Source organism: Halalkaliarchaeum sp. AArc-GB (assembly GCF_031432225.1).
Taxonomy (GTDB): Archaea; Halobacteriota; Halobacteria; order Halobacteriales; family Haloferacaceae; genus Halalkaliarchaeum.
Window position 1 is genome coordinate 23,131 of sequence record NZ_JAVKGM010000008.1, and the last position, 15,911, is coordinate 39,041.

At 65.8% G+C, this 15,911-nt stretch carries 16 protein-coding genes; 10 read left to right on the plus strand and 6 right to left on the minus strand.

Annotated features, from left to right (window positions below; genetic code table 11):
* Positions 1–31: 31 nt before the first annotated feature.
* Positions 32–562: a 50S ribosomal protein L16 gene (locus tag RH858_RS09250; RefSeq protein WP_259534824.1), complete on the plus strand. Its 531-nt coding sequence runs from the start codon at positions 32–34 to the stop codon at positions 560–562.
* Between the two features lie 69 nt (positions 563–631).
* Complete coding sequence (locus RH858_RS09255) at positions 632–1,504, plus strand: ATP-grasp domain-containing protein (protein WP_259534825.1); 873 nt, start codon at positions 632–634, stop codon at positions 1,502–1,504.
* Positions 1,505–1,536: 32 nt separating this feature from the next.
* Here RH858_RS09255 and RH858_RS09260 read toward each other — a convergent pair whose 3' ends face one another.
* The gene (locus tag RH858_RS09260; protein ID WP_259534826.1) at positions 1,537–1,905 is read right to left on the minus strand and encodes an Hsp20/alpha crystallin family protein; all 369 of its coding nucleotides are present in this window, start codon (positions 1,903–1,905) and stop codon (positions 1,537–1,539) included.
* A gap of 126 nt (positions 1,906–2,031) precedes the next feature.
* On the opposite strand from RH858_RS09260, the gene RH858_RS09265 reads away from it, so the two are divergent.
* Positions 2,032–2,352, plus strand: coding sequence for a hypothetical protein (locus tag RH858_RS09265; RefSeq protein WP_259534827.1), 321 nt, complete (start codon positions 2,032–2,034; stop codon positions 2,350–2,352).
* A 21-nt stretch (positions 2,353–2,373) separates the two neighbouring features.
* Here RH858_RS09265 and RH858_RS09270 read toward each other — a convergent pair whose 3' ends face one another.
* From RH858_RS09270 to RH858_RS09280, 3 genes are all read right to left on the minus strand, one after another.
* Positions 2,374–3,474, minus strand: a complete 1,101-nt coding sequence (locus RH858_RS09270; protein WP_259534828.1) for a pyridoxal phosphate-dependent aminotransferase — start codon at positions 3,472–3,474, stop codon at positions 2,374–2,376.
* 103 nt (positions 3,475–3,577) lie between these two features.
* Positions 3,578–4,789: a threonine ammonia-lyase gene (gene ilvA, locus RH858_RS09275; RefSeq protein WP_259534829.1), complete on the minus strand. Its 1,212-nt coding sequence runs from the start codon at positions 4,787–4,789 to the stop codon at positions 3,578–3,580.
* A gap of 302 nt (positions 4,790–5,091) precedes the next feature.
* Positions 5,092–5,508 (minus strand): gamma-glutamylcyclotransferase family protein, encoded by a 417-nt coding sequence (locus RH858_RS09280; protein WP_310561664.1) that lies wholly within the window; start codon positions 5,506–5,508, stop codon positions 5,092–5,094.
* Positions 5,509–5,599: 91 nt separating this feature from the next.
* Here RH858_RS09280 and RH858_RS09285 point away from each other — a divergent pair, with 91 nt between their 5' ends.
* The 3 genes from RH858_RS09285 to RH858_RS09295 all read left to right on the plus strand — a co-directional run bounded on the left by RH858_RS09285 (position 5,600) and on the right by RH858_RS09295 (position 9,401).
* Complete coding sequence (locus RH858_RS09285; protein ID WP_259534831.1) at positions 5,600–7,030, plus strand: MATE family efflux transporter; 1,431 nt, start codon at positions 5,600–5,602, stop codon at positions 7,028–7,030.
* A gap of 103 nt (positions 7,031–7,133) precedes the next feature.
* On the plus strand, positions 7,134–7,781 hold the full coding sequence (locus RH858_RS09290; RefSeq protein WP_310561665.1) for a DUF6517 family protein: 648 nt from the start codon (positions 7,134–7,136) through the stop codon (positions 7,779–7,781).
* A gap of 33 nt (positions 7,782–7,814) precedes the next feature.
* Complete coding sequence (locus RH858_RS09295) at positions 7,815–9,401, plus strand: stage II sporulation protein M (protein ID WP_310561666.1); 1,587 nt, start codon at positions 7,815–7,817, stop codon at positions 9,399–9,401.
* Between the two features lie 18 nt (positions 9,402–9,419).
* On the opposite strand, the gene RH858_RS09300 is transcribed toward RH858_RS09295, so the two are convergent.
* Entirely contained in the window at positions 9,420–11,123 is a 1,704-nt protein-coding gene (locus RH858_RS09300) for a methylmalonyl-CoA mutase family protein (RefSeq protein WP_310561713.1), read from the minus strand.
* Positions 11,124–11,234: 111 nt separating this feature from the next.
* Positions 11,235–11,876 carry an FAD-dependent oxidoreductase gene (locus tag RH858_RS09305; protein WP_310561667.1) on the minus strand — a complete coding sequence of 214 codons (642 nt, stop codon included), beginning with the start codon at positions 11,874–11,876 and terminating at the stop codon, positions 11,235–11,237.
* 252 nt (positions 11,877–12,128) lie between these two features.
* On the opposite strand from RH858_RS09305, the gene RH858_RS09310 reads away from it, so the two are divergent.
* From RH858_RS09310 to RH858_RS09325, 4 genes are all read left to right on the plus strand, one after another.
* Positions 12,129–13,901 (plus strand): 2-oxoacid:acceptor oxidoreductase subunit alpha, encoded by a 1,773-nt coding sequence (locus RH858_RS09310; RefSeq protein ID WP_259534836.1) that lies wholly within the window; start codon positions 12,129–12,131, stop codon positions 13,899–13,901.
* A complete protein-coding gene (locus tag RH858_RS09315; RefSeq protein ID WP_259534837.1) occupies positions 13,898–14,761 on the plus strand; it encodes a 2-oxoacid:ferredoxin oxidoreductase subunit beta in 864 nt (287 codons plus the stop codon). The genes RH858_RS09310 and RH858_RS09315 overlap by 4 nt, the downstream gene beginning before the upstream one ends.
* Before the next feature lie 204 nt (positions 14,762–14,965).
* Positions 14,966–15,091, plus strand: a complete 126-nt coding sequence (locus RH858_RS09320; protein ID WP_310561668.1) for a hypothetical protein — start codon at positions 14,966–14,968, stop codon at positions 15,089–15,091.
* A 273-nt stretch (positions 15,092–15,364) separates the two neighbouring features.
* Entirely contained in the window at positions 15,365–15,910 is a 546-nt protein-coding gene (locus RH858_RS09325; protein ID WP_259534838.1) for a hypothetical protein, read from the plus strand.
* The last annotated feature ends 1 nt before the right edge of the window (position 15,911 follow it).

Below are 15,911 nucleotides of genomic sequence, written 5' to 3' on the forward strand. Positions count from 1 at the left end.
GCGCCACGAGCGATTTTCCGGGCAAGTAAGCATGTCAGACAAACCCGCCTCCATGTACCGGGAGATCAGCAAACCGGCGTACACCCGTCGGGAGTACGTCACTGGCATCCCGGGATCGAAGATCGCACAGCACAACATGGGCAACCTGCAGTCGGATCCGGACGACTATCCGGTCCACATCAGCCTCCGGGTCGAAGAGGAGGTCCAGCTCCGCCACGGCGCCCTCGAGGCGGCCCGCCTGTCGGCCAACCGCCACCTGCTGCAGGCGATCGGCCAGGAGAACTACAAGATGGTGCTCCGGAAGTTCCCCCACCACGTGATCCGGGAGAACAAGCAGGCGACCGGCGCGGGCGCGGACCGCGTCTCCGACGGGATGCGCCAGTCGTTCGGCAAGCCCGTCGGCACCGCCGCCCGGATCGGCGCCGACGAGCCGGTGTTTACCGCCTACTGTCGCGTCGAGGACGCCGACACCGTAAAGGAGGCGTTCCGCCGCGCGTACAACAAGATCTCTCCGCCCTGCCGGATCGTCGTCGAGAAGGGCGAGAAGCTGCTTGTCGCCTGATCGGCTTCGCCCGCGCTTCCCCGGTAGACAGTCGACGCGGTTTTCCTTCTTCCCGTTCTCTCGGGCGGTATGCTCCGGCTCGCAGTCGCCACGAAACGGGAGACGTTCGACCGGATCGGGGAGCCGCTCGGCGATCGCGGGATCGCCGTCGAGCACGTTCCCTGCGAGAGCCGCGTGTTCGACGTCTCCGAGGGTGATAGCCACCGCTTCGAGGGGTTCGATGTCGGTTTCGTTTATCCGTCGCGGCTGATGGAAGGGGGCGCAGTCGACGCGCTGCTTTCGGTTCCGTGGGTGAACGGACTCCGGGCGGTGGCCACCTCGCGAAACAAGGCCGCGGTGTACACTCGACTGGCGGGCGAGGGGATCCCGGTTCCGGAGACCCGATACGTCTCGAACCCGGTCGGGGAGTCGTCGGTCGTCGACGCCGCCCGCGAGATCGGGTTTCCGCTGGTGGTCAAGCCGAACTCGACGACCAGGGGCGTGGGCGTCACCCGGGTCGATGACCTCGACTCGCTGTCCGGCATCGTCGACTATCTGGATCTCGTCCACGACTTCGATGCGACCGGGGACCGTTCGTATCTGCTCCAGGAATTCCTCCCCGCCGCGCGCGACTACCGGGTGATGGTCGTCGACGGCGTCGCGGTCGGCGCAGTAGAACGGCGGCTCCCCGACGCGGCCCGCAGGGCGGGGAGATGGAAACACAACGTCCACCGCGGCGGCGAGGCGGTCGGGGTCGACCTCCCGGAGCGGGGGCGGACGCTCGCGGAACGGACGGCCCGAACGCTCGGGATCGAGTACCTCGGCGTCGACCTCCTCCGGACGGACGACCGGTGGCTCGTAAACGAGACGAACGCACGTCCGACCGTCGACGACGCCGACAAGTACGAGCCGGGTTTTTACGACCGACTCGCGGGGCTGATCCGGAGCCTCGCCGACGAGTAGCAGTGGGAGGAACGGACGAAAACGATCGCTCGCTAGTTCAGATCGATCGACGCGGAGTCGTCGGCACGGTCAAACTCGACTTCGAGCACGCCGTTGTTGAACCGGGCGCTCGCGGAGTGTTCGTCCACCCGAACCGGGAGTCGGATCCGCTCGTCGTACTCCCGGCGGGCGCTGACGGCGCTTATGGTGAGGATCTCCCCGTCACACTGGAGGTTGATGTCCTCCTTCGAGACGCCGGGGAGGTCCGCGACCAGCCGGACGCCGTCCTCCTCGGTGAACACGTCGACGTGCGTCTCCGTCCCGAAGCCCGGATCGTCTCCCCCGCCGGTCACCTCGTTCATCATCCGTTCGATCTCGTCGAAAATGTCGCCGAACGGGTCGTCGCGGTCGTCCCTTCTCATATCCTGGAGTAGGTCGGTTTCACCCATAAGGGTTCGCTTCTCGGCGGTACCGGCCGGACGCCGACGGGTCTCGAGACGGCGACCGCGCTCCGACAGGGAGAAAAGCGTCGCAGCCGTATCCGGGGTATGGTTTCGGTCGTGAGCCTGCTGCTGTTGGCCGTGGTGGTCGGTCTCCACACCCTCGGATCGGCGATCATGATGCGGTTCTTCCGCATCCGCCTGAAGACCACCGGAGGCTGGCTCGTCTACTCTGTGCTGGTGCCGCCGGTGCCGCTTTTCGTCTCGACGCTTTTGTTTACCGGGCCGCTCGGCATCGGCTTCGACATGGGATCGCCCGCGGTCGCGCTGTCGGTGATGATCGCGCTGCCGATGGCGCTCGGCTTCACCATCGACGTCCTCTACGTCCCTGCCCCCGAGGAGTACGAGCTTCCAGACACCGCCGAGTAGCTGCCCCGTTCTCGCAGCTCGTCACTCGAAGTACTCCGCGAGCCGCTGTGCGGCCTCGGTCGCCCGAGGTGTCACGAGCGCAAACCGGATCCAGTCCTCCCGCGTCGAGCCGAACGTCTCGCCGGGCATGCCGGCGACGCCTGCCTTGTCGATCAACTGCTGTACGTTCTCCATTGTCCCCGGGAAGCCGTCGAACCGGGCGAGCACGTAAAACGACCCCTCGGGCGTCGTGTACGTTGCGCCGGCGGCGTCGAGAGCGTCGGTAAACGCGTCGATCCGTTCGGAGAGCAGCTCCCGGGTTCGCTCGTAGTACTCGGGCTCCGTCTCCCGGAGCGCGCGCAACACCGCCGCCTGCGCCGGCCGGCTCGTCGCCACGTTCACCAGCATGTGGCGGGTCTTGGCACCGCCCACGAGCGTCTCCGGCAGGACGGCGTATCCGACCCGGAGTCCCGTGATCGCCATCGACTTCGAGAACGCGCTGGTGACGATCCGGTTTTCCGCGTCGATCGCGAGCGCGCTCTCGAACTCCCCCCCGAAGTCGAAGTGGTCGTACACCTCGTCGACGACGACCACCGCGTCGTGGTCGGCGGCGTGTTCGATCACCCGCCGGACGTTGTCGACGTCGTACACCGCGCCCGTCGGATTGTTCGGCGTGTTGAGCACCACGCAGGCCGTCTCGTCGTCGATTGCCTCGACCAACGCAGCGACGTCCAGCGAGCCGTCCCGCCGGGCCGGAACCAGCTCCGGCTCCCCGCCGAGCATCTGGGCTTTCCCCGGGTAGTACGGGTAGACGGGATCGACGAGTACGACGCCGTCGCCGGCGTCCCGGTCGAGGGCGCTCGCCATCCCGAGGTAGTTCGCCTCGCCGGCGCCGTTGGTGACGACCACCTGCGAGACGTCGACGTTGCGTCTCGCGGCGATCTCCTCGCGCAGTTCCCGCAGCCCCTCGCTGGGCGGATACTGGAACTCGTCGGGGGTGGCGTCGGCGTACTCCCGAAGCCCCTCCCGGAGCGCCGCCGGCGGCTCCCAGTCCGGGTTGCCCGACACCATGTCGATGACGTCGCCCTCCGCTCGCGAGGCGTACTGCATGACCGCGAAGAACTGCGGCTCCTGATACTCCATACTCCCGTTCCGATCGGGGGCCTGTTCCCTTTTTCGTCCCTACCTGCCCGTTTGGTCCCGGCTACTCCCTTCTCGTTCCCGACAGACCACGGGTACGGGTCCGTCAGTCGAGTACGTCCACCGCGTATCCTCGGCTGCGAAGCTTCGCGATCAACTCCTCGGCATGTTCGGTGTCGTGGGTTTCGATCTCCAGTTCCACCTCGGCGGCGTTGACCGCCGCCTTGCGCGAGGTCCGATCGTGGTGGATGGCGTAGATGTTCGCCCCGCTTTCGGCGATGATGTCCACGAGCGACTGCAGCGCCCCTGGGCGATCCTTCAGCACGGTCCTGATCTTCAGGTACCGGCCGAGCTGAACCAGCCCCCGCATCACCACCGTCGTCAGCTGATTGAGGTTGATGTTCCCGCCGCAAAGCGCCGGTACGATCGTCTCGCCGTCCTCGTAGTCGAACGCCTCCGACAGCACCGCCGCAAGCGACACCGCTCCTGCCCCTTCGACGAGCGCTTTCGTCCGCTCTAACAGGAGGGTCAACGCGAGTGCGATCTCCCGATCCGTGACGGTAACCACCTCGTCGACCCGTTCTTGCATCACCGCGAAGGGTTTGTCGCCGATCCGCCGGGTGGCGATCCCGTCGGCGATGGTGTCGACCTGGTCGCGCTCGTAAATCTCCCCACGTTCGAGCGACTCCTTTGCCGAGGACGCTCCCGCCGCCTGCACGCCGATCACCCGGACGTCATCGAGCTGTTCGGTCACGGCCGTCGCGATCCCCGCGATCAGCCCGCCACCCCCGATCGGGACGACGACGGTGTCGACCTCCGGGCAGTCTTCGACGATCTCGAGGCCGATCGTGCCCTGGCCGGCCATGACTTGTTCGTCATCGAACGCGTGAACGTACGTCCTGTCTTCGGTTGCGGCGAGTTCGCGTGCGTGCGCCTGTGCCGCGTCGTAGTCCTCACCGTGGAGGATCACCGTTCCGCCGTACCGACGGGTGGCTTTCACCTTCGAGATCGGCGCGAACTTCGGCATCACGATCGTGGAGTCGACGCCGGCGCGGGTCGCCGCAAGCGCCACCCCCTGTGCGTGGTTGCCCGCACTGGCGGTGATCACGCCCGCTTGCTTCCGGTCTGCGTCCAGCGTTTCGATCCGGTTCAACGCCCCCCGGATCTTGAACGCGCCGGTGCGCTGGAAGTTCTCCAGTTTCAACGCCACGTCCGCTCCCGTCTCCTCGGAGAAACTGTGGGAGCGCTCGAGCGGCGTCCACCGGACGACGTCCCGGATCCGGTCGTCGGCTTCGAGCACGTCCTCGAGGGTGAGCATACGAACCACAGCGAGGGCGGACGCTAATGGTTTTCGATGGAAACGATGCCCCGGCGGATCGTCGCCACGAGAACGGCGAGCCCGGGGCTGATCGATCGGTGTCCGAAACGAAAGGGTGGGGGAACTGAGTCTGCACGCGTGTGACGTGCAAGTGTGAGATGTACCCGAGAGTATATAAAGGTGTGGCAGGCGAGGTGAAAGTAAAACCGCAAGACCGGGGCGGGATATTCTGTCGTATGACGAGTGTCTGCCGAACGTCATAGTGAATGATTCCCACACAACCGTTGGTGAATTGACACCCGTTACGGTGGGTCTCGGCCGCGATCGTTCGGCGGGGTGGGGACGATCCGGACGTTCTCGGTTTTGAGGTACTCCTCGACCCGATCGCGGAACGGACCGGTCCCCGGCCAGGTGACGTCGGCGTCGAGTCGCTCGGGATCTCCGACGTAGACGGCGGCTTCTGCGATGCGTTCGTCTTCGACTGGAACCGAAACCCGGGCGTAGAGGCCGCGATCGACCCCTTCGTATCGGTCGAGCCGTTCGATTTCGCCGGTGCGGAGGAGTCGCCCGGCGACCCGCCCGCCCGGCGCGAGCGTCGGATACCTCCCCTCCACCGCGTGGAGCCCGTGGAGCGTCGCCGCCCCGACGAAGACGAACGAGTCGAGCAGTTCCCCGACGCGATCGGGCGCGGTGAGGGTTCCGTACACGAAGACGTCCATTCACGTCATCTCCGGCGGCGCTCGGCAAAAAGCCGGCGCGTCGGGCCGCCTCCGGTAGCGTCAAACCGTCGCCGTCCAAGCGGGACTGTAGATGCTCTCGCGTCTGCGGCGCGTCTGGCGTCGGGTGTTCGCGCTCGCCTGGCCCGTGATGGCCGAACAGACGTTCCGCACGGCGATGCGCACGACCGACGTGATCGTCACGGCGCTGTTCTCGCCGGCGGCGGTGGTCGCGATCGGGCTGGCGGACCTGTACGCCCGGTTCCCGCTGCGGATCGGGCTGGGACTGGGAAGCGGCGCGATCGCGCTCTCCTCGCAGGACACCGGCGCCGGCGCCACCGCCCGCCGCGACGAGGTGGTGACCCAGGCGCTGCTTTTGGGCCTGCTCGCGGGCGTCCCGTTCGTCGCGTTCGGCTACTTCCTCGGGGAGTTCGCGATCCGGATCTTCGGCGCGAGCGACCGAGTGGTGGCGCTGGGGGCGGTGTATCTCGCGATCATTTTTGCAACCGCACCCGCCCGCCACGTCGCGCTCGTGGGCGCCAGGGCGCTTCAGGGGACCGGCGACACGCGGACGCCGATGTACGTCAACGTGGCCGCCAACTCCCTGAACATCGCCGGTTCGGTCGTTCTCGGTCTCGGCCTGTTCGGGTTCCCTCGCCTCGAGATCGTCGGGGTGGGACTCGCGACCGCGACCGCGAACGTCCTCACGGCGACGCTTCTGTGCGCCGCGATCTACACCACCTGGACGCCGGCGAACTTCGCCCGTCCCCGCGATCTCACCATCGCCAAACAGTTGCTCCAGGTCGGCGCTCCACGGATGGCGGAGGGGTTCGGCTCGGAGCTCGCGGAGTTCCCGTTCAACGCCCTCCTTTTGGGGTTCGGGGAGGTCGTCAACGCGGGATTCCAGATCGGTCGTCGCGTCTACCAGCAGGTGACCGGGCCGCTCTCGCGGGGGTACAACGTGGCCGCGAGCGTACTCGTCGGCCAGGAACTCGGGGCGGGTAACCCTGCCGAGGCGCGGTTCAACGGCTGGGCGGTCGCCGGACTCGGGATTGCTACGGTCGGGACGATCGGTATCCTGCTTGCGGTCTTCGCCGAATCGGTCGTCACCCATCCGGCCGTCGTGGAGCTGTTCGGACGGGAGGATCCCGAAGCGCTCGCCTACGGTGCGGCGTTCGCCCAGGTGTACGGGCTCTCTGCGGTCGCGCTCGTGTCGTTTTCGTCGCTCTCGGGTTCGCTGCAGGGGGCAAGCGAGACCCGGATCCCGTTCGTCGCGCGGCTCAGCGGTATGTTCGTCTTCTTCCTCGGGCTGTCGTGGCTGCTCGGATCGACACTCGGCTACGGGCCCGTGGGCGCGTACGTCGGCGTCTTCGTGGCGTACGTCTGGATGGCGCTGGTGGTGGCGTACGGCTTCGGCTACGCCGGCTGGGCCGACCGTGCCGCCAGGCTGATGGACGAACGCAGCGACGAGGGGGCGTCCGACGCGGTCGAGGGCGACTCGGTTGGCGATCCCGACGTCGACTGATCGACGCCGAACCGGCCTGTCGTCGTTAATCCGGCTTAATTAGGGACAAGTCGGTCGGACGGTCTCCACGGTTCAAGTTCCTGCGGTCCCTCGGTGCTGTCACATGCGACGACGCGAACTCATCGCCGGAGCCGGGATCACGCTGGCGGCGACGTCGGCAGGCTGTACGAGCGTACTGAACGACGAGCCGGTCGCCTTCGAAGCCGCGCTCGCCCAGGTTCCCGAGTCGGTGGCTCGAGACGCGGGATACGAACTCGACGAATTCGACCAACAGGTGATCGAGCGGACCTTCGAAGCCGCCGGGCAGTCTCAGACCGTCCAGGTGACCAACCGGACTGCAGAGTACGAAAAAGCCGTCGAACTGGGGCCGCTCGGCGAGCTCCGCGCCGCCATCTTCACGGCGCTTTCGACCCCGAAAGTGGAGGTTCTCGGCCGGACGTTCAACCCCGTCGACGACCGCTCGAACGAGGAACTCGCAGAGATGATTCAGGACCAGTACGCCGACATCGGCGATCTCGAGGTTGAACACGAAGCGCCGGTGACCGTTCTGGGCACCGACACGACCCAGACGAAGTTCGCCGGCGAAATTCGCATGGAAGGTGGGGAAGAGATCGACATCTACCTCCACGTGAGCAGCGCGGTCGAGAGTGGCGACGACCTCGTGATCGGCGTCGGTGCCTATCCCCAACAGCTACCGGGCGAAGAGGACAACGTGCTGACGATGATGGAAGCGATCGAACACGACACATAAGCTTCTCCACACTCCAGGACGAATCCGCCGATAATGCGTATTGGTTCCCGCGTTCGCGACGCCGCCCGGACGCTCGTGTATCGCCCCCACGACGTTCTCCCGTGGTATCTCGTCGGTGCCGGCGTCCCCGCCGTGAGTCGCGTGATCAGCCTGCTGGCGTTCGCGCTGGCTGCCGGGGTGCTGTGGACCCGAAGTGGGCTCGCGACGTTCCGCGAGCGCGCCCTCGAGATCGGACCGATCCCGGTCGACGATCCGGCCGTCGAGGGGGCGCAGGATCCGTTCGGGGATCCCGGATCTGTCGGGCAACCGCCCGAACAGGAGCTCGAGGAGCTGCTCGGCACCACGCCCGAGGAGCTTGCTGCAGTGTTCGAGCCGCTCGCGGATCCGCTTGCGGTCTCGATCGTTGTCGTCGGGTTCGTTCTCACCGGGATCGTCTCGGTGGGGCTCAACGCGGTCGCGTCGGCGGGTCGCGTCGGTGGCGTCTACGGCGCGCTTCGCGCCGCGGACGGCTCCCGGGCCGGCGTGGAGACGTTTCTCCGCGACTGGCGTTCGTTCCTCGCACTTTTGATCGTCGAGCTCGTCGCGCTCGCAGTCGTCGTGCTCGTCGGGCTCGGGCTACTGGCTACCGCCCTGGGTGCCGGTGGCGCTGCCGGCGTCGCGCTCGGGCTCCTTGCGGTCTTCGGAACGATCGTCGGCATCCTCCTGGTGCAGCTGCTTTTGGCGTTCGTCGGCCCGGCGATCGTCGTCGACGGTCGTGGGTTTTTCGCCGGATTGAAAGGTGGACTCGCGTTTCTCGTCCGCGAACCGCTCGCAGTCGTCGCCTACGTGGTGCTGGGGCTTTCGGTTCTCGTCGGGCTCGCCATCGTCGGGGGCGTCTTCTCGCTTCTGGGTGCTGGAAGCGTCGTCGCCCTGCTCGGGCTGGTGGTGGTGACGCCGCTTTTGGAGACGACGAAAGTGAGCCTCTATGCCGCCTTCCGGGGCGAGGAGCTGTCGGCGCCGGCGCCGGACCTCCGGGAGCGTCGACCGCTCCGCTTCCGGGCCCGTGACGGCTTCGCCCGCGGCTGGCGGGAGCTGCTCGCGTTCGTCCGAGAGACGCCGGGGCTGCACGCGACGATCGTCGGCGTGTTCGCCGCCGGGATCGCGATCGGTTGGGTCGTGATCGGCGGCGGACTCGTCGGGATCGTCGAGACCTCGATCGACGGGCGACTCGTGGGAACGAACCCGATCGGCCTCTTTTTCGACTTCGCGGCGAACAACTGGACGGTCGCGGTGCTCACCGCCACCGGCGGACTCGCGTTCGCGGTGCCGGCGGCGGTGTCGATCCTTTTTAACGGCCTCGCGTTCGGCGCGATCGCCCGCCTCGAGGTCGACCTCCTGGAGCTGCTCGTGTTCGTCTTCCCCCACGGGATCGTCGAGATCCCCGCAATCTTGATCGCCGGCGCGCTCGGCCTGTGGCTGGGGCTGATCGCGTTCCGCGGGGTCGTCGGACGCGCCGACCGGGTGGATCTCGCCGACGGGATCCGGCGCACCTACTGGGTGCTCGTCGGCATTGCGATCCTGATCCTGGCGGCGGCGGTGATCGAGGCGTTCGTCAGCCCGTACCTGCGATTGCTGGTGTGATCCTGCGCGGGGGTGTCGTCAGTACGCCACGCCGACGGTTTCCTGGTAGCTGCCGTGCTGCTGTTCGAACACCTGCATGATCTCGCCCATCGTGGCGTACGCCTTCACCGCGTCGACGATCGCGGGCATCGCGTTGTCGCCGGCGGCGACGACCGCTTCGAGTTCGGCAAGCGCCGACTCGACCGCCTCGTCGTCGCGCTTTCGCTTGACCGACTCGAGCCGGTCGCGCTGGCGCTTTTGTACCGTCTCGTCCACCTCCAGGATCTCCGGGCGGGTGTCCTCGTCGATCTCGTAGGCGTTGACGCCGACGACCGTCTCGTCGCCGGCCTCGACGCGCTCCTGGTACTCGTAGGCGGCGTCCTGGATCTCCCGGTGGAAGAAGCCGCTCTCGATCCCGGCGAGGACGCCATCGCGCACCGATCCGTCGCCCATCTCACGGATCTCCTCGATGTACGCCATCGCTTCGGTTTCCACCTCGTCGGTGAGCGCCTCCACGGCGTAGGATCCCCCGAGAGGATCGACGATGTCGGCTGCGCCGGACTCCTCGGCGATGATCTGCTGGGTTCGCAGTGCGACACGGACCGCCTGTTCGCTGGGCAGCGCCAGCGCCTCGTCGTAGGAGTTGGTGTGTAGCGACTGGGTGCCGCCGAGCACGCCCGCGAGCGCCTGGATGGTCACCCGGACGACGTTGTTGAGCGGCTGCTGGGCGGTCAGCGACTGACCGGCCGTCTGGGTGTGGAACTTCAGCCGCTTCGAGGCCGGGTCAGCGGCGTCGTACCACTCGTCCATCACCCGGGCGTAGATCCGGCGGGCCGCGCGGAACTTCGCGACCTCCTCGAAGATGGAGTTGTGGGAGTTGAAAAAGAAGGACAGCTGCGGCGCGAACTCGTCGACGTCGAGCCCGCGGTCGATCCCGTCCTCGACGTAGGCGAACCCGTCCGCCAGCGTGAACGCCAGCTCCTGGACTGCTGTCGAGCCGGCCTCCCGGATGTGGTAGCCCGACACCGAGATGGGATTGAACTTCGGCGTCTCCGCGGCGGCGTACTCGATTACGTCCGTGACCAGATCCAGCGACGGCTCCGGGGGCATCACCCACTCCTTCTGGGCGATGAACTCCTTGAGCATGTCGTTTTGCAGGGTTCCCCGGAGCTCCTCGCGGGGGACCCCCTTCCGATCCGCGAGTGCGATGTACATCGCGAAGATCACCGGCGCGCTCGGGTTGATGGTAAACGACGTCGACACCTCGCTGACGTCGATGCCCTCGAAGAGGATCTCCATGTCCCGCAGCGTGTCGACAGCGACCCCCTCCTTGCCGACCTCGCCGTCGGCCATCGGGGCGTCCGAATCGATCCCCATCAGCGACGGCATGTCGAACGCCGTCGACAGCCCCGTCTGGCCGTTCTCGATGAGGTAGTGGAACCGCTCGTTGGTCTCCTCTGCGGTGCCGAAGCCGGCGAACTGACGCATCGTCCACGTCCGGCCGCGGTACATCGTCGGATACACTCCCCGGGTGAACGGCTCCTCGCCCGGGAGCCCCAGATCCTCGGTGTACTCGAGGTCGGGGACGTCCTCTGGGGTGTACAGCCGATCGACCTCGAGGTTCGACACGGTGGCGAACCGCTCGCTGCGTTCGCCGTGTCGCTCAAGAACCGGTTCGAGCGTTTCCGCCTCCCACTCCTCGCGCGCCCGGCGGATCTCTTCGAGTTCCTCGTCGTCGAACATGCTCTCCAGTTCTCCCCGATCGTCCATTAAGGATTCGCCCATCGCCGTCGTCGATCGCCGTCGCCAATCCCCGTCGCCGATCGCCGTCGCCGGGACGACGCTCGTCGACGATCAGCCGAAGTTTTCGACTTTCGCCCCGTCGAAGCTCCCACCGGCCGATTCGACCGCCTGCTTTGCGAGATCGACGAACGAGTCGAAGCCGAACACGAACAGTTGTTCGCCCGCCGCCCCAGAGAGGGCCTCGGCGACGGGGGTGTCGAGCGGCGCGTCGGTGACCCGAACCGTCGCCCCCCGTTCTCGGAGCCGGGCGAGTCGCGTCCCGTGGGCCGGCGACCCCTCGTATCGGTACACGACAGCCGCCTCGTTGCCAGCTGCGAGCGCGCGTTCGGCGATCGCGACGGCCGGTCCCACCCCCGGCCCGCCGGCGAGGACCACAGCGCGCGGCTCCCCTTCGTAATACTGATCGCCGAAAGGACCGGACATCTCGAGGGTCGTTCCGGGTGCAAGCGTCGCGAGGAACTCGCTGAACGGCCCGCTCTCCTCCGGGTCGATCCCGACGGTCACCTCGAAGGTGTCCGTCACGGACGGGGAGGACAAGGTGTAAAACCGGGCGTACTCCTCGCCGTCGATCGTGGCCGCAAGGCGGACGAACTGCCCCGGCTCCGCCGTAAACTCCGGCGGTGTCGAGATCGTCACGGCGACTGTGTCGGTTCCGACGTTCTCGGTTTCGACGACTTCGACTGTCGCGTCCATGGATGTGATTGTGTTTCATTACACACGGATATTCCTTCCGCGAGTCGCCTCACTCCTCGCTTTTGGCCTGCCCCTCGCTCGAACACGCGGGTCTCTCGAAATGAGTTTACAAACACAACCGAAAACCGTATATATAATGGTTTTTATACTCGAAGAGACGATGTATTTCAGAAAAATCGAACGATTGTAAACTTCCTCGGCGTCATCCCAGTCAGAAGGCTTTTGATCGCTCCGAGGAAACCCCCGCCTTGTATGCCCGCGGACTTCAACTGGGCCATCGGCGGGGAAGCCGGCGATGGCATCGACTCGACCGGGAAGATCTTCGCACAGGCGCTCTCCCGGGCCGGTCGACACGTCTTCACCTCCAAGGACTTCGCGTCGCGTATCCGGGGCGGATACACGGCGTACAAGGTCAGGACGTCGGTCGACCAGGTGCAAAGCGTCGTCGACAGGCTCGACGTCCTCATCGCGCTCACTCCCCGAACCGTCGAGGAGAACCGCGAGGAACTTCACGACGAGTCCGTCGTGATCTACGACGGCTCTCGGACCACGATGCAGGGGCTGGATCTCCCCGAGGGTGTCGTCGGCCTCGACGTGCCGCTCAACGAGCTGGCCGAGGAGGCCGGCGGCGCGATCATGCGAAACGTCGTCGCCCTGGGTGCCGCCTGCGAGGTGAGCGGCTTCCCCATCGAGAACCTCGACTCGGCGCTGCAAAAGCGGTTCGGCGACAAGGGGACTGCGATCGTCGAGAACAACGAACGGGCCGCCCGGCTCGGCCGCGAATACGTCGCCGAGGAGTTCGACCACGAGTTCGACTACGAACTGGAGACGACCGACGCCGACTACGTTCTCCTCAACGGCGACGAGGCGATCGGCATGGGCGCGATCGCGGCCGGTTGCCGGTTTTACGCCGGCTATCCGATCACCCCTGCGACGGCCGTGATGGAGTATCTCACCGGTCGGATCGAGAAGTACGGCGGGCACGTGGTGCAGGCGGAGGACGAACTGGCGGCGATCAACCTGGCGCTGGGGGCCGCCCGCGCAGGCGCCCGATCGATGACGGCGACCTCCGGCCCGGGGATCGACCTGATGGCCGAGACGTTCGGCCTGGTTGCCACCTCCGAGACGCCGCTGGTGATCGCCAACGTGATGCGGTCGGGTCCCTCGACGGGAATGCCGACGAAACAGGAGCAGGGCGACCTGAACATGATGCTGTACGGGGGCCACGGCGAGGTGCCGCGGTTCGTCCTCGCGCCCACCACAGTTTCTGAGTGTTTCTGGAAGACGGTCGAGGCGTTCAACCTCGCCGAGAAGTACCAGCTCCCCGTCTATCTGGCTGCGGATCTCTCGCTTGCGGTCACCGAGCAGACGTTCCCGCCGGAGGCGTTCGACATGGACGAGGTGGAGATCGACCGCGGGTTCGTCGTCGACGAGGAGACGATCGACGACCACCGCACCGAGGGCGGGAAGTTCAAACCACACGAGATCACCGACGACGGGATCAGCCCGCGGGCGTTCCCGGGAACCGACGGCGGCGCACACATGTCCACGGGCCTGGAACACGACGAACTGGGTCGCCGCACCGAGGACACCGAGATGCGGAAAAAGCAGGTCGAAAAACGCAACCGGAAGGTCGAAACCGCAATCGAGCGCGAGGAGTTCGGCTACCGGGAGTTCGGCGACCCCGACGCCGACTCACTCGTGATCACGTGGGGGTCGACGGAGGGTGCACTCGTCGAGGCGCTTTCGTTCCTCGAAGAGGAGGGTATCGACGCGCGGGTGATCTCGGTGCCGTACATCTTCCCCCGTCCGGACCTCTCGGAGCCGGTCGAGGCGGCAGAGACGACGATCGTCGTCGAGTGCAACGAGCGCGGGCAGTTCGCGAACCTGGTGGAACACGACGTGCTCGAACGGGTCGAGCGGATCAACAAGTACGACGGCGTCCAGTTCAAGGCGGACGAACTCGCGGGCACGATCATGGACGTCCTCGAGGAATCAGCGGAGAAAGCGGAGGTGTCACAATGAGCTCAGACGTTCGATTCACCGACTTCAAGTCGGACAAACAGCCCACCTGGTGTCCCGGCTGCGGCGACTTCGGGACGATGAACGGCATGATGAAGGCATTGGCGAACACCGGGAACGATCCGGACAACACGTTCGTCGTCGCCGGCATCGGCTGTTCGGGCAAGATCGGTACCTACATGCACAGCTACTCGCTCCACGGCGTCCACGGCCGGGCGCTCCCGGTCGGGGCGGGCGTGAAGATCGCCAACCCCGACCTCGAGGTGATGGTCGCCGGCGGCGACGGCGACGGCTACTCGATCGGGGTAGGCCATTTCATCCACAACGTCCGCCGGAACGTCGACATGACCTACGTCGTGATGGACAACCGGATCTACGGGCTCACGAAGGGGCAGGCGTCGCCGACCTCGCGGGCGGACTTCGAGACGTCGACGACGCCGGAGGGCCCCCAGCAGTCGCCGGTGAATCCCCTGGCGCTGGCGCTTGCGGCCGGCGGGACGTTCATCGCCCAGTCGTTCTCCTCGGACGCGATGCGACACGCCGAGATCGTCCAGGAGGCGATCGAGCACGACGGCTTCGGCTTCGTCAACGTGTTCTCGCCGTGTGTCACCTTCAACGACGTCGACACCTACGATTACTTCCGGGATAACCTGGTCGACCTGGCGGACACCGATCACGACCCGACCGACGAGGACGAGGCGAAACGGAAGATCCTCGACAGCTCCAGGGAGTACCAGGGCGTGCTCTACCGGGATCCCGGGGCGAAGACCTACGAGGAGTCGAAGGGGCTCGACGAGCCGATGACAGAGATCCCAGACGGCGCCCCCGAGGACGCGATGGACCTGGTTCGGGAGTTTTACTGAACCACGACCGTTTTCTGCCTCGGGTGCGCTCCCTTCGGTCGCGCACCACTCGTTGAAAAAGCTCGAGCAAAAAGGCCGGCGGCGAACGCAGTGAGCCGCCGGTACAACGTCTCGAAAACACTGCGCCTCCCTTCGATCGGCGTCGGTACTCAGTCTTTGCGGAGTGATCCGTCCTCGATCGGGATTCGTCCGTCTGGTGAGATCGTGCTGGTCCATGTAGTCGGCTGCCTGGAACAGCACCGTCTCGTCTTCCGGGATCGACGCTATCTCGAGGGCGTAACTGAGCGCCGTCATCCAATCGAACTCGAACCGGTCGGAGATCAGCAGTAGCTCGAAAAGCGTGGCCCGCGAGGTGTATATTCGCCCCTCGTTCTCGACTGCGATCTCGGCGGCATTCTCCTGGAGCCAATCGTCGTCTTTCACCAACGCGATGAAGAGATCGGTGTCAGCGTAAATCATCGGCGTCCGATTCGGTGACGTCGTTGACTGCATCCGCGTACGCAGCCTCGCGTGCCTCCCGTTTTATATAAATGGATCACTATATTTTGAATAGAAACAAATTATAAGAGAGCCATCGTCGTACACCAATACAGGAGCTACATCATGGACTCGTGGACTGAGCGACTCAGTACCAGGGAACGCGTGCGAAAAATCGCGCTCTCGCTCACGCGACCCCGGTCAGTCAACTGGATCAAGAACGAAGCCGACGTCGCGTCGTGGGACACCACGAAGGACGAACTCGAGCGGCTCGTCGAGTACGGGCAGATCAAACGTGTCGAAGACGACAGCGGGAACGAGACGCGATACCGATACGGTCCCAACTATCGACGGCGCTATCTCGACCGCGTGGAAGAACTCGCGGCCGAACACACCAAAGACGAACTGCGGAACGAATTCGCAGAGATCCAAGAGCAGATCGAAGCGTGGCAGGACACCTACGGCGTGAACTCCCTGAGCGAACTGGGGGAGTCCGTGACTGACGCGGATCTGTCGAGCGACGAGATTCGGGAGCGAAACGCAGTCATCCGCCGATGGAAGCGTTCCCGGGAGACGAAACGTCTCGTCGATCACGCGCTCTCCCTGTACGACGATCTCGAAAGCGTCACCGATCCCGAAACCGACCCTCGGCCGGGCGAGGCGGCACAGTAAT

Coding starts and splice junctions, on each gene's coding strand:
- RH858_RS09250 (WP_259534824.1), top strand. CDS start 32: ATGTCAGACAAACCCGCCTCCATGTACCGGGAGATCAGCAAACCGGCG.
- RH858_RS09255 (WP_259534825.1), top strand. CDS start 632: ATGCTCCGGCTCGCAGTCGCCACGAAACGGGAGACGTTCGACCGGATC.
- RH858_RS09260 (WP_259534826.1), bottom strand. CDS start 1,905: ATGAGAAGGGACGACCGCGACGACCCGTTCGGCGACATTTTCGACGAG.
- RH858_RS09265 (WP_259534827.1), top strand. CDS start 2,032: ATGGTTTCGGTCGTGAGCCTGCTGCTGTTGGCCGTGGTGGTCGGTCTC.
- RH858_RS09270 (WP_259534828.1), bottom strand. CDS start 3,474: ATGGAGTATCAGGAGCCGCAGTTCTTCGCGGTCATGCAGTACGCCTCG.
- ilvA (WP_259534829.1), bottom strand. CDS start 4,789: ATGCTCACCCTCGAGGACGTGCTCGAAGCCGACGACCGGATCCGGGAC.
- RH858_RS09280 (WP_310561664.1), bottom strand. CDS start 5,508: ATGGACGTCTTCGTGTACGGAACCCTCACCGCGCCCGATCGCGTCGGG.
- RH858_RS09285 (WP_259534831.1), top strand. CDS start 5,600: ATGCTCTCGCGTCTGCGGCGCGTCTGGCGTCGGGTGTTCGCGCTCGCC.
- RH858_RS09290 (WP_310561665.1), top strand. CDS start 7,134: ATGCGACGACGCGAACTCATCGCCGGAGCCGGGATCACGCTGGCGGCG.
- RH858_RS09295 (WP_310561666.1), top strand. CDS start 7,815: ATGCGTATTGGTTCCCGCGTTCGCGACGCCGCCCGGACGCTCGTGTAT.
- RH858_RS09300 (WP_310561713.1), bottom strand. CDS start 11,123: ATGTTCGACGACGAGGAACTCGAAGAGATCCGCCGGGCGCGCGAGGAG.
- RH858_RS09305 (WP_310561667.1), bottom strand. CDS start 11,876: ATGGACGCGACAGTCGAAGTCGTCGAAACCGAGAACGTCGGAACCGAC.
- RH858_RS09310 (WP_259534836.1), top strand. CDS start 12,129: ATGCCCGCGGACTTCAACTGGGCCATCGGCGGGGAAGCCGGCGATGGC.
- RH858_RS09315 (WP_259534837.1), top strand. CDS start 13,898: ATGAGCTCAGACGTTCGATTCACCGACTTCAAGTCGGACAAACAGCCC.
- RH858_RS09325 (WP_259534838.1), top strand. CDS start 15,365: ATGGACTCGTGGACTGAGCGACTCAGTACCAGGGAACGCGTGCGAAAA.